Source organism: Segatella copri, from assembly GCF_015074785.1.
Lineage (GTDB): Bacteria > Bacteroidota > Bacteroidia > Bacteroidales > Bacteroidaceae > Prevotella.
Genome location: NZ_CP042464.1, coordinates 1,588,971 through 1,601,471, shown reverse-complemented (window position 1 = coordinate 1,601,471; position 12,501 = coordinate 1,588,971). Strand labels below are relative to the sequence as shown.

Below are 12,501 nucleotides of genomic sequence, written 5' to 3'. Positions count from 1 at the left end.
ACCATTATATAATCATGAAATCACTCATCACATCATCCGATATGTAAAGACCTTCCCGAGTGAGGGAGAGCCTGCCGTTCTTTATTTTCATCAGCCCCCGGCTGATATGCGACTGGGCTTCCTGGAGCAGTCTGTCTGCCAGTTCTTTTCCGAATTCCTGCTCCATCTTCATGAGGTTTATTCCGTCGCTTGTTCGCAAGGCGGTTGTTATCAGATCGTTGTATCGGGTGAAAATATCTAGCTGTTCACTCTCAGAAGGCAGAATGCCATCGCCGATGCTTCGAATATAAGTCTGGATATTTTCGATATTCCAGCTGCGCTGCTTCCTATTGTAGGAGTGGGCGGCTGCTCCTATTCCGATATATGGTACCTCGTGCCAGTAACTGCTGTTGTGGCGTGAACGGAACCCCGGACGGGCAAAATTGCTGATTTCATAATGTTCGTAGCCTGCTCCAGTAAGCTGGTCTATCAGGGCTTCATACATCTTGCGACTGGTTTCTTCATCTATTTCGCTAATCTTTCCCTGTTTCAGCATATGGTAGAGGGGAGTTCCCTCTTCGTACATCAGACTGTAAGCAGATATGTGTTCCACATCCAGCTGTATGGCGTGCCTGATATCGCTCATCCATTGGGAAAGAGATTCTTCGGGGAATCCGAACATCAGGTCGATACTGATATTGCGGATGCCGATGTTACGGAGTCGGGTGACGGCTTCTTCTACCTCTCCGGCATTATGACGGCGATGCAGAAAGCGTAAACGCTCGTTACAGAAGGTCTGTGCCCCCATGCTGATGCGGTTGATGGGGAGTTGCTTCAGCGTTTCACAGAAATCACCGGTTACATCGTCCGGATTGCATTCCATCGTGATCTCCATATTCTCTGCCAGCGTATAGTTTTTTCTGATAGCAGAGAAAATCTGGTTGAGTTGGGAGCCGTTGAGCTGACTCGGGGTTCCACCGCCCAGATAGATGGTTTCGATAGTTTCATTGCTTCCGAGAGCGGCTTTTGCCGGGCGCATCTGCATCTCCCGGCAGAGAGCATCAGTGTAATCATCCCTTAACTTGAGGGAGGTGGTACTGTAAAAACCGCAGTAGATGCACCGGCTTTCACAAAAGGGGATATGTATGTATAGTCCTGCCATATTTCTGAACTTCTTTTTCTATATATAATAAGGTGTAAAGACAAAAACATGTCTAAACAAAGTGCAAAAGTACTAATATGTTTTAAAAAACAGAAGTTTTTTGCCCAAAACTTTTGGCAAAGTGCGATTTTTTTTGTACTTTAGTAGCATGAAACAGAAAAACCGGTGGTTTGACTGTGGATTTCAACTAGCAAATTTAAGTATAACCCTTAAAAATCTATAAGCGTCATGAGAGTTTATCAGACAAATGAGATTAAAAACATTGCGCTGTTGGGCAGTGCGGGTAGCGGCAAGACTACACTTGCCGAGAGTATGTTATTTGAAGCAGGCGTTATCAAGCGTAAAGGCTCTGTAGAAGCGAAAAATACGGTGAGCGACTACTTCCCAGTTGAGTTGGAATACGGCTACTCTGTGTTCCCTACAGTTTTTCATGTAGAGTGGAACAACAAGAAGCTTAACATTATAGATTGCCCAGGTAGCGATGATTTCGTGGGAGGTGCCATTACATCTCTCAATGTTACCGATCAGGCAGTTATCCTTATCAATGGTCAGTATGGTCCAGAAGTAGGTACACAGAACAACTTCCGTTATACAGAGAAGTTGGGCAAACCTGTCATCTTTCTGGTAAACCAGCTCGACTCAGACAAGTGCGACTTTGATAATATCATAGCCACCATGAAGGACATTTACGGTTCTAAGTGTGTGCAGATACAATATCCTATCGAGACCGGTTCAGGCTTCAATGCTCTCATTGACGTCTTATTGATGAAAAAATATTCTTGGAAGCCTGAGGGCGGTGCTCCTATTATTGAAGATATTCCAGAAGAGGAAATGGAGAAAGCCATGGAACTTCATACGGCTCTTGTTGAGGCTGCAGCCGAGAACGATGAGGGACTGATGGAGAAATTCTTCGAGAGCGAGAGTCTGACAGAAGATGAACTTCGCGAGGGCATCCGCAAGGGATTGGTTAGCCGTAGCATCTTCCCTGTGTTCTGCGTTTGTGCAGGTAAGTCGATGGGCGTTCACCGCCTGATGGAATTCCTGGGCAATGTGGTTCCTTTCGTAAGCGAGATGCCGAAACTGCATAATACACGTGGTGAGGAAATTACGCCAGACAGCAATGGTCCTGAGAGTGTTTATTTCTTCAAGACTGGTATGGAACCTCATATCGGTGAGGTAAGCTACTTCAAGGTGATGAGCGGCTCTATCAAGAATGGTGACGACCTGACTAATGCAGATCGTGGCTCCAAGGAGCGTATCGGACAGATTTATGCCTGTGCGGGTGCCAACCGTGTGCCTGTAGAACAGTTGAATGCCGGTGATATTGGCTGTACCGTGAAGATGAAGGACGTGAAGACCGGCAATACCCTTAATGGTAAGGGGGCTGAGTGGCGTTTCGACTTCATTAAATATCCTAATCCTAAGTATTCACGTGCTATCAAGGCTGCCAATGTTCAGGATACAGAGAAACTGATGGCTGCACTCCTGAAGATGCGCCAGGAAGACCCTACTTGGATTGTTGATCAGAGCAAGGAATTGCGCCAGGTAATCGTAAGAGGACAGGGTGAGTTCCATCTCCGCACGCTGAAGTGGCGTCTGGAAAACAACGAAAAACTCAATGTGACTTTCGAAGAGCCACGTATTCCTTATCGTGAGACTATTACCAAGAAGGCTCGTGCTGACTACCGCCATAAGAAACAGAGTGGTGGCTCTGGTCAGTTTGGTGAGGTGCATCTCATTGTTGAACCATACGCAGAAGGTATGCCTGATCCTACGTCATTTACCTTCAACGGTCAGGAGTTCAAGATGAATATCAAGAGCCGTGAAGAGGTTAGTTTGCCATGGGGTGGTAAGCTGGTATTCCTCAACTCTGTGGTTGGTGGTGCCATTGATGCCCGCTTCATGCCAGCTATTCTGAAGGGTGTTATGGACTGTATGGAACATGGTCCGTTGACGGGCAGTTATGCACGTGATGTACGTGTCATCGTTTATGATGGTAAGATGCACCCAGTAGATAGTAATGAACTTTCGTTCATGCTTGCTGCCCGCCATGCGTTCAGCGATGCCTTCAAACAGGCTGGTCCGAAGATTCTGGAGCCTATCTATGATCTTGAGGTTTATGTGCCTGCTGATTTCATGGGTGATGTGATGAGTGATCTCCAGGGACGTCGTGCTCTCATTATGGGTATGGACAGCGAGGCCGGTTACCAGAAGTTGAGTGCCAAGATTCCTCTGAAGGAACTTGCCAGCTATTCCATCTCTCTGAGTTCATTGACAGGTGGACGTGCTTCATTCACTACCAAGTTTGCCAGCTACGAGTTGGTTCCTTCCGACATTCAGAGTAAGCTGATTGCGGATCATGAGGCAGAATTGGAGAAGGATGCTGAATAGCAATTGTTAGGTTAGAGAAAAATCTCTCTTATATAAATTAAAATTTTATGTTGATATGACCAATATGGGGAAGTGTGCATGTGATATGTATACTTCCTCTCTTTTTTTATGGAAAACGAAAATATAGTTTTATATACGAAACTAAAAATACCGAAAAATGTTAAAAACTAGAAAGAGTGAATAATTAATTAACGATTTTAAGTTAACTGATTAAGAAATTTCTTATCTTTGCCCCCATGAAGAAGAAAACGATTTGGACCATAGCCATTATCATGGGCTTTTCGTTCCTTGCGCTGCTGTACTTGCAGCTCAGTTACATCCAGGAGATGGTAAACATGAAGAAGGAACAGTTTGACGAGTCGGTCAATAGAGCCCTGTATCAAGCTTCAAGAAATTTGGAGCTTAATGAAACTCTGCGCTATCTCGAAAAGAATGTCAACGAGACAGAACGTAAGGCCAATAAAGATAAGAACAAGGGAACGGCAGTTTATTCAACTTTCGAGCTGAAGACAAATGCCACACATCCTGGCAATATGCCGAAGGCGATGATACTGCGTAGCGATAAGAATTCGCTGACAGAAACACAGAAGTCGCTTCAGGAAATCGTGAAGAACCGCTATGTCTATCAGAAAGCGTTGCTGGATGAGGTGGTATATTCTATCCTTTATTCGGCATCAGACAAGCCGCTGAAGGAGAGAATCAACTTCAAGCAGCTCGATCAGGACCTCAAGGCTGAGATGATGAATAATGGTATCAACATACCTTATCATTTCACCGTGACTACCCAGGATGGACGAGAGGTTTACCGCTGTCCAGACTATACGGACGAGGGTGAGGAATACAGCTACTCACAGGTGCTCTTCCGCAACGACCCACAGTCGAAGATGGGTGTGGTAAGGGTACATTTTCCGGATATGAACAGCTATATCTTCTCCAGTGTGCGCTTCATGATTCCTAGTGTCATCTTCACGCTGGTACTGCTGATTACCTTCATCTTTACCATTGTGGTTATCTTCAGACAAAAGAGATATACTGAGATAAAGAACGACTTCATCAATAATATGACCCACGAACTGAAGACGCCGATAGCCAGTATCAGTCTGGCAGCGCAGATGCTCAATGATACTTCGGTGGCAAAGAGTGAACAGATGCAGAAACATTTGGGTAACGTGATCAACGATGAATCGAAGCGTCTTCGTTTCCTGGTAGAAAAGGTATTGCAGATGAGTATGTTCGACCGCAAGAAGGCGGTGTTCAAGAAGAAAGAACTCGATCTGAACGAGATGGTTGAGAATATTGCCAATTCCTTCTCGCTCCGCGTTGAGCATACAGGTGGTAAGGTCTATACCGATATCGAAGCCATCGATTCGGGACTCTATGTTGACGAGGTGCATTTCCAGAATGTCATCTTCAATCTGATGGACAATGCAGTGAAATACCGCAAGCCAGACGAGCCGCTTAACATTACGATGAAGACCTGGAATGATGAAGAACATCTGTATCTCTCGATTACGGATACCGGTCTGGGTATGAAGAAGGAGAATCTGAAGAAGATATTCGACAAGTTCTACCGCGTACATACGGGCAATGTCCATGATGTGAAGGGATTCGGACTGGGACTGGCTTATGTCAAGAAGATAGTAGATCTTCATGATGGTGAAATTAAGGTAGATAGCGAATTGGGAAAGGGCACAACCTTTACCATCAAGTTGCCGGTGATTCACAGTTAAGACTTGAAGAAACAGAATAAAGAATTAAAAGAATATTAATAATTTTAAAGAATAAAGATATGGAAGAGAAAATTAAAATCTTGCTTTGCGAGGACGATGAAAATTTAGGTATGTTGCTTCGCGAATATTTGCAGGCAAAGGGATTTACCACAGTTCTGTGCCCTGATGGCGAGGTAGGTTATAAGGAATTCAATAAGAATAAGTTTGATATTGCAGTACTCGACGTGATGATGCCAAAGAAGGACGGCTTTACCCTGGCACAGGAAATTCGTCAGACCAATGCCGACCTCCCTATCATCTTCCTTACAGCCAAGACATTGAAGGAAGATATCCTTGAAGGTTTCAAGATTGGTGCTGATGATTATATCACCAAACCATTCTCTATGGAAGAATTGGTATTCCGTGTAGAGGCTATTCTCCGCCGCGTACGTGGCAAGAAGAGCAAGGAGTCTACCATGTATCACATCGGTGACTTTACCTTCGATACACAGAAGCAGCTTCTTACCATTGGTGAAAAGCAGACCAAGCTTACCACCAAGGAGAATGAACTTCTTGCTTTGCTCTGTGCTCACTCTAATGAAATTCTGCAGCGCGATTTTGCTTTGAAGACCATCTGGATTGATGACAATTACTTCAATGCACGCTCAATGGATGTTTATATCACCAAACTCCGTAAGCATTTGAAGGACGATCCTCAGATTGAAATCATCAATATCCATGGTAAGGGATACAAACTGATAGTTCCTAACGAAGATTAAATGATTCTGTAATTGGGAAAAGATTCCCAAAGATATAAAAAGGATAAGTCGATGACCGGCTTATCCTTTTTTTAATGAATATACAAATCCGGCTACTCCCGCCAGAATGAAAAAGAGGCCAGCGAAGAGTACGCTATTTCCCTGAATGGAAAACGCAAAGCTGGCCACCATCAGCAGGACGCCTAAAACGATGAAAGCCATGCCCATAGATGGTAGGGTATGGAGCAGAGTAATCAGTTTCTTATTCATTTTTGCCATATTCTTTACAATTTAGAGGTTGTTTTTATACTATTAACAATTATTTTGTGCAAAAGTACGAAAAATATTTGGTTAATTCAAGAAAAAGTCGTAATTTTGCACCGCAATTCGTGAAAAGGCTGTGTTTTCGCACACATTTTCCGGTTTGCATGAGAATTTTTATATTAATATTTAATCATTTAAAGTAGTATGAATCAATACGAAACCGTTTTCATTTTGACTCCCGTTTTGTCTGATGAACAGATGAAGGAAACGGTCGCTAAGTTCGAGAAGGTACTCACCGATAATGGTGCTGAGATTCTGAACAAAGAGGCTTGGGGTTTGAAGAAGTTGGCTTACAACATCGAGAAGAAGACATCAGGCTTCTACAGCTTGGTTGAGTTCAAGGCTGAGCCAACTGTTATCGCTAAGCTCGAAACAGCTTATCGCCGCGACGAGAAAGTAATTCGTTACATGACTGTTAAACTTGACAAGTATGCTGCCGCTTACGCAGAGAAGCGTCGTGCAAAGCTTGGTAAAAAAGAGGAGGCTTAATCATGGCAGATCAGAAATCAGAAATCCGTTATTTGACTGCTCCTTCTATCGACACAAAGAAGAAGAAGTATTGCCGTTTCAAGAAGAGCGGTATTAAGTACATCGACTACAAGGATCCAGAGTTCTTGAAGAAGTTCTTGAACGAGCAGGGTAAAATCCTTCCACGTCGTATCACAGGTACATCTTTGAAGTATCAGCGCCGTGTAGCACAGGCTGTAAAGCGTGCTCGCCAGATCGCTTTGCTTCCTTACGTAACCGATTTGATGAAGTAATTTAAGGAGGATAAAGAAGAATGGAAATTATTTTGAAGCAAGATATTATCGGTCTTGGATATAAGAACGATATCGTAAATGTAAAGAGTGGTTATGGTCGTAACTTCCTTATCCCTACAGGTAAGGCTGTTATCGCATCTCCATCTGCTAAGAAGCAGTTGGCTGAGGATTTGAAGCAGCAGGCTCACAAGCTTGAGGCTATCAAGGCTGAGGCTGTTAAGAAGGGCGAGGCTCTCGAGGGCATTGTTCTTACTATCGCTGCTAAGGTGAGCGCTACTGGTCAGCTCTATGGCTCAGTTAACGCTGCAACTGTTGCTGAGGAACTCGCTAAGAAGGGCATCGAGGTTGATCGCAAGATCATCACTATGAAGGATGCTAAGAAGGTTGGTGAGTACGAGGCTACTGTACACTACCACAAGGAGGTTGAGGTTAAGGTTCCAGTTAACGTTGTTGCTGAGAACGCTCCTGTTGCAGCTCCTGCTGCTGAGGAGGCTCCAGTTGAGGCACCTGCTGAGGCTGCAGCTGAGGAAGAGGCTCCAGCAGCTGAATAATCCTGCTCAATCAATTTGTATGAAGTACGATATTTTTCGCACTGTAAAGCAAATTAATATAAAGATCCCTTTTGCCGCAAGGCATTAGGGATTTTTTTATGCCTGTTCCGCATTCAGAATGGAAAGTTTTTACCATTCTTGTAGTAATTTAGAATATATAACTTTATTTTTTAATATTCTCTGCTGATTCTCAGAATTTTATTGTACCTTTGCAGTCGAATTCAGAGAATTCATATTTATTACAGAATATTATTTATAAACTAAAAAATATAAGGATAAAATGAAAGCATTTGTTTTCCCTGGACAGGGTTCTCAGTTCGTAGGTATGGGTAAGGATCTCTACGATAACAACGCATTGGCAAAAGAACTTTTTGATAAGGCCGACGAGATTCTCGGCTTCAAGATTACTGATATCATGTTCGCCGGTACCGACGATCAGTTGAAGGAAACCAAGGTTACCCAGCCTGCTGTATTCCTCCATTCTGTTATCTCTGCTCTTTGCCTGGGTGAGGAGTTCAAGCCAGCTATGGTTGCTGGTCACTCTCTCGGTGAGTTCTCTGCATTGGTTGCTGCCGGTGCTATGGCTTTCGAGGATGGTTTGAAACTTGTTGCTGCCCGTGCCAATGCTATGCAGAAGGCTTGCGAGGCTAACCCTGGTACCATGGCTGCCATCATCGGTTTGCCAGATGAGAAGGTTGAGGAAGTCTGCGCTGAGGTGAGCACAGAAGGCAACGTGGTAGTTGCTGCTAACTACAACTGCCCTGGTCAGCTCGTTATCTCAGGTAACGTAGATGCTATCAATGCTGCTTGCGAGAAGCTGAAGGCTGCTGGTGCTAAGCGTGCATTGCCTTTGAAGGTTGGTGGTGCTTTCCACTCTCCATTGATGCAGCCAGCTAAGGATGAACTTCAGGCTGCCATCGAGAAGACTACATTCTCAGCTCCTAAGTGCCCGGTTTACCAGAATGTAGATGGTAAGCCTCATACTGATCCAGCTGAGATTCAGCAGAACCTCATCGCACAGCTTACAAGCTCTGTACGTTGGACTTCATCTGTACAGGCTATGATTGCTGATGGTGCTGATGACTTCACAGAGTGTGGCCCTGGCAAGGCATTGCAGGGTATGATTGGCCGCATCGACAAGAATGTTGCCGCTCATGGTATTGCTTAATCAACAATGACACTATTCAACGTTTTATCTTTTCAGCAAAGGCGTTGTTGGAAAGGTAAAACGTTTCATTTTTTTAGTAAAGCCGCTAAGTGAAGGAAAAAGTTATTATATACCAGGTTCTCCCACGACTCTTCGGAAATCAGAATACAACCTGTAAGGAAAATGGTACCATCGAAGAGAATGGTTGTGGAAAGCTGAATAATTTCTCTGATAAAGTTTTGGCTAGCATCCACGATATGGGATTTACACATATTTGGTATACGGGTGTGATTCGTCATGCCACTCAGACAAACTACTCTTCTTATGGAATTCCTACTCAGCATGCAGAGGTAGTGAAGGGAAAAGCAGGTTCGCCATATGCTATTACCGACTACTATGATATCGATCCAGACTTGGCTGTGAATGTCAGTATGAGAATGAAAGAGTGGGAGCAGCTGATAGAGCGTACTCACAAGGCTGGTATGAAAGTAATCATGGATTTCGTTCCGAACCATGTAGCCCGAGAGTATCATTCCATTTGCAAACCAACAGGTGTACGGGATTTGGGAGAAGATGATGATCCGAACATGCACTTCTCTACTAGGAATAATTTCTATTATGCATGGGGCGATTTGGATTTGAATGAAATCCGTCGTTCCAAACCAGAGTTCAAGGCTTTTTCTGCGAAAGATGCCAAGATTTATGAACCCTATACCGAGAGTCCAGCCAAAGCTACAGGAAACGATCGGTTTGATAACCATCCTGGCTGTAACGACTGGTATGAGACCGTGAAACTCAATTACGGTGTAGATTACTGTGATGCAGGAGGCAGAAGCTATCATTATGAACCAGTGCCAAACACATGGGGTAAGATGACAGGTATCCTCCTCTTCTGGGCAAGCAAGGGTGTAGATGGCTTCCGCTGTGATATGGCAGAAATGGTGCCAACGGCCTTCTGGGCATACGCTACAGGAATATTGAAGGCGAAGTATCCTCATATCGTCGTTATCGGTGAGGTTTACGATCCTAACCAGTACCGCAACTTTGTAAAGGCTGGTTTCGATTATCTTTATGACAAAGTAGGAATGTATGATTGCCTGCGTGGCGTGGTTCGTGGTGAGCGTCCGGCAGCCAGTATCACTCACGAGTGGCAGGTAGTGGATGATATCCGCGATCACATGCTCTATTTCCTTGAGAATCATGATGAGCAGCGCATCGCCAGCGATTTCTTCTGTGGCTCAGCTATGAAGGCGATTCCTGCTGCAGCCATGAGTCTCTTCTTCCAGAAGAATCCTTTCATGCTTTACAGCGGTCAGGAATTCGGCGAGAAGGGAATGGATAAGGAAGGATTCAGCGGCACGGATGGCCGTACCACGATATTCGACTATTGGAGTCTGGAAACTCTGGCGCATGCCTATCAGGATTCATCTGACTCGGCATTGAGTCAGGAGCAGAAGTATCTGGCAGCCACTTATCGCCAGCTTCTTCGCTTCGCCAATGAAGAGAAAGCCATCCGCGAGGGTGAGACCTTCGATTTGATGTATGTGAATCCGGGTTCTGAGAATTTCGATCCCCGTACCAATTTCGCCTTCCTTCGCAAGAAGGATGATGAAGCCATGCTCATCGTGCTTAACTTTGCTCAGGAGGCGCGCCAGTTGCAGGTTTGCATCCCTGGTCATGCTTTCGATTTCTTCCATATTGCTGAAGAGGAGGTGCTGGTAACAGAACTGTTCTCGGGTGGTAAGAAGAAGGTTGAGTTGAAGAAGGATGGCGTGTTCCCGATATCAATGGATGCTAACGGAGTAAGAATCTATAAATTCAATGTCAAGATGGAGGAAAGTGATATCATATTGAATGAGCATCATAAGGAGGAGTTCCCTCCTGCTCATACGGCTGAGCATCTGCTCAATCAGTTGATGGTTCGCCTGTTTGGCTGTGAGCGCAGCCGCAATGCACATATTGAGCGCAAGAAGAGTAAGATGACCTTCGTAGTCGATCACAAGCCTACACGTCAGGAGGAGAAGGAGATTGAGACGGAGATGAATCGTCTGATAGAGCTTGATATGCCTGTTACTTACGAGTTTGTGGATCGTGACCATATTCCGGCTAACGTCAAGTTAGACCGTCTGCCGGATGATGCGAGCGAGACCTTGCGTCTGGTTCGTATCGGTGATTATGATGTTTGTCCATGTATCGGCAAGCATGTCCGTTCTACAGCCCAGATTGGCAAGTTCGTATTGCTTGGTACCAATTGGGATGAGCATGCGCATTCTTTGCGTATCCGCTTCAAGATTGTTCAGTAAATAAAATAAGCAGCAATGGAGTAGTAGCCATTGCTGCTTTTTTCTTTTATAATTACTGCTTTCTTCTTTCCTTTTCTTTCGTGCACATAAAAGTTTTTTCTCGAAAAAAGTATCAAAGTCTCATTATTTGTGGCTAAAACCGATGTATATGATTGATATGTAATGGTTTATAAAAATGAGACTTTTCTGTTTATTTTACAAAGAAGTATCATAGAAGTATCATAAATTCAATAGAAGTATCATAAAATTCAGGTAAGTTGCTTGCAAAAAAGCCTTTTTTGAGGATTTATGTCTAGAAATACAGGCACAAAAACTAAGAAATGTCTAGTATTTCAGTTTTATAGAATTGATAATGTCTACTATTTCCGTTTTATAAAATTGATAGTGTCTACCTTTCTAGTTTATAAAGTATGCCAATATTAACTAGGAATAAGATGGAAAACACGGACAACTGTAGTTAGGAATAAGCACATAGGTTGGTCTCTTAGTGCCCGTCACACGGGCACTAAGGGATCAAGTGACGGGTATCGATAGACCAAGTGTTGGGTACTCATTGCCCGTACTGCGGGCATTGAATGCCCATTTCATGGGGTAATTTTGGGGCACTATTTTGAGCAAGCAAATTGTAGTTTTTCTATATTTAGTTGACTATAATTTCGTGTTTTTTATGATGCATCATGGTGATTTAATGATACTTCTACAAAAATAATGATACTTCGATGATACTTCTTTGTAAAATAAACAGAAAAGTATCATTCTTGTAATGTGTTGTATATCAGTAATATAAGTGGCAAATTAGCTGAAAAATGAGACTTTGAGACTTTTTTCGCGAAAAAACTTTTATGTGTGAGAATAAACAAAAGGGAAAAACATGTCATTTTCCTAAAAAATAATAGTAAGTTAGAAAATAATCTCTTGAAAGCCTGTCTGTCTCATTTCTTTTTGTTATATTTGCATCCGTAAATATCAGTATGTTGAAGATAAAGGCTGATATGATAGGTAAATATCATTATAGTGATAGATAAACTAATAGAAGATTATGGCAGATTTATATGAATATTCTACTCCTGAGTTGGTACGCTTGCTGGGAATGAGATTCAAGGAATATAGAATGCGATGCAATCTCACCCAGAAAGAGGTAGCCGAGCTTACTGGGCTTGGCTTGACCACCATCCATAAGTTTGAGAATGGCACTGCGGGCAATCTTTCGCTAGCCACTTTTCTCCTCTTACTGAAGGTGGTGGGGCAGATTGATGCTATAAATGATGTGCTTCCAGAACTACCCCCTTCACCTTATTTGATGAGAAAGGATGAGAAGAAAGCGCAGAGAATACGTCATACAAAACGATGATAGATAGATCAGTTCCATAGAGTCGGCTATCAACGCTCAGTATCCAATCTTTCGGAGTCGATGCT

Annotated in this window: 11 protein-coding genes; 9 read left to right on the top strand and 2 right to left on the bottom strand. The window is 43.5% G+C overall.

From position 1 onward, the window contains the following. Positions 1 to 4: 4 nt before the first annotated feature. Positions 5 to 1,141 carry a radical SAM family heme chaperone HemW gene (gene hemW, locus FO447_RS07100; protein ID WP_200758250.1) on the bottom strand — a complete coding sequence of 379 codons (1,137 nt, stop codon included), beginning with the start codon at positions 1,139 to 1,141 and terminating at the stop codon, positions 5 to 7. A 228-nt stretch (positions 1,142 to 1,369) separates the two neighbouring features. Between hemW and FO447_RS07095 the strand changes: the two genes are divergently transcribed. The 3 genes from FO447_RS07095 to rprY all read left to right on the top strand — a co-directional run bounded on the left by FO447_RS07095 (position 1,370) and on the right by rprY (position 6,020). Then, complete coding sequence (locus FO447_RS07095; RefSeq protein WP_118065207.1) at positions 1,370 to 3,532, top strand: elongation factor G; 2,163 nt, start codon at positions 1,370 to 1,372, stop codon at positions 3,530 to 3,532. Positions 3,533 to 3,768: 236 nt separating this feature from the next. After that, on the top strand, positions 3,769 to 5,262 hold the full coding sequence (locus tag FO447_RS07090; RefSeq protein WP_006847395.1) for a sensor histidine kinase: 1,494 nt from the start codon (positions 3,769 to 3,771) through the stop codon (positions 5,260 to 5,262). Between the two features lie 59 nt (positions 5,263 to 5,321). Beyond that, positions 5,322 to 6,020 (top strand): response regulator transcription factor RprY, encoded by a 699-nt coding sequence (rprY, locus tag FO447_RS07085; protein WP_006847396.1) that lies wholly within the window; start codon positions 5,322 to 5,324, stop codon positions 6,018 to 6,020. A 60-nt stretch (positions 6,021 to 6,080) separates the two neighbouring features. On the opposite strand, the gene FO447_RS07080 is transcribed toward rprY, so the two are convergent. Continuing rightward, a complete protein-coding gene (locus FO447_RS07080; RefSeq protein ID WP_118139066.1) occupies positions 6,081 to 6,278 on the bottom strand; it encodes a hypothetical protein in 198 nt (65 codons plus the stop codon). A 189-nt stretch (positions 6,279 to 6,467) separates the two neighbouring features. Here FO447_RS07080 and rpsF point away from each other — a divergent pair, with 189 nt between their 5' ends. The 6 genes from rpsF (at position 6,468) to FO447_RS07050 (ending at position 12,436) form a co-directional block, all read left to right on the top strand. Then, positions 6,468 to 6,812, top strand: coding sequence for a 30S ribosomal protein S6 (gene rpsF / locus FO447_RS07075; RefSeq protein ID WP_006847398.1), 345 nt, complete (start codon positions 6,468 to 6,470; stop codon positions 6,810 to 6,812). A gap of 2 nt (positions 6,813 to 6,814) precedes the next feature. Next, positions 6,815 to 7,084 (top strand): 30S ribosomal protein S18, encoded by a 270-nt coding sequence (rpsR, locus tag FO447_RS07070; RefSeq protein WP_006847399.1) that lies wholly within the window; start codon positions 6,815 to 6,817, stop codon positions 7,082 to 7,084. 20 nt (positions 7,085 to 7,104) lie between these two features. After that, on the top strand, positions 7,105 to 7,635 hold the full coding sequence (gene rplI / locus FO447_RS07065) for a 50S ribosomal protein L9 (RefSeq protein ID WP_006847400.1): 531 nt from the start codon (positions 7,105 to 7,107) through the stop codon (positions 7,633 to 7,635). Positions 7,636 to 7,915: 280 nt separating this feature from the next. Further along, entirely contained in the window at positions 7,916 to 8,803 is an 888-nt protein-coding gene (gene fabD, locus FO447_RS07060) for an ACP S-malonyltransferase (protein ID WP_118153978.1), read from the top strand. An 89-nt stretch (positions 8,804 to 8,892) separates the two neighbouring features. Next, positions 8,893 to 11,085: an alpha-amylase family glycosyl hydrolase gene (locus tag FO447_RS07055; protein WP_200758248.1), complete on the top strand. Its 2,193-nt coding sequence runs from the start codon at positions 8,893 to 8,895 to the stop codon at positions 11,083 to 11,085. Between the two features lie 1,039 nt (positions 11,086 to 12,124). After that, positions 12,125 to 12,436: a helix-turn-helix domain-containing protein gene (locus FO447_RS07050; RefSeq protein ID WP_117727878.1), complete on the top strand. Its 312-nt coding sequence runs from the start codon at positions 12,125 to 12,127 to the stop codon at positions 12,434 to 12,436. The last annotated feature ends 65 nt before the right edge of the window (positions 12,437 to 12,501 follow it).

Bases quoted from the DNA above. Each gene is read 5' to 3' on its own strand.
- rprY (WP_006847396.1), top strand. From the start codon at position 5,322: ATGGAAGAGAAAATTAAAATCTTGCTTTGCGAGGACGATGAAAATTTA.
- fabD (WP_118153978.1), top strand. From the start codon at position 7,916: ATGAAAGCATTTGTTTTCCCTGGACAGGGTTCTCAGTTCGTAGGTATG.
- FO447_RS07080 (WP_118139066.1), bottom strand. From the start codon at position 6,278: ATGGCAAAAATGAATAAGAAACTGATTACTCTGCTCCATACCCTACCA.
- FO447_RS07090 (WP_006847395.1), top strand. From the start codon at position 3,769: ATGAAGAAGAAAACGATTTGGACCATAGCCATTATCATGGGCTTTTCG.
- FO447_RS07050 (WP_117727878.1), top strand. From the start codon at position 12,125: ATGGCAGATTTATATGAATATTCTACTCCTGAGTTGGTACGCTTGCTG.
- hemW (WP_200758250.1), bottom strand. From the start codon at position 1,141: ATGGCAGGACTATACATACATATCCCCTTTTGTGAAAGCCGGTGCATC.
- rpsR (WP_006847399.1), top strand. From the start codon at position 6,815: ATGGCAGATCAGAAATCAGAAATCCGTTATTTGACTGCTCCTTCTATC.
- rpsF (WP_006847398.1), top strand. From the start codon at position 6,468: ATGAATCAATACGAAACCGTTTTCATTTTGACTCCCGTTTTGTCTGAT.
- rplI (WP_006847400.1), top strand. From the start codon at position 7,105: ATGGAAATTATTTTGAAGCAAGATATTATCGGTCTTGGATATAAGAAC.
- FO447_RS07095 (WP_118065207.1), top strand. From the start codon at position 1,370: ATGAGAGTTTATCAGACAAATGAGATTAAAAACATTGCGCTGTTGGGC.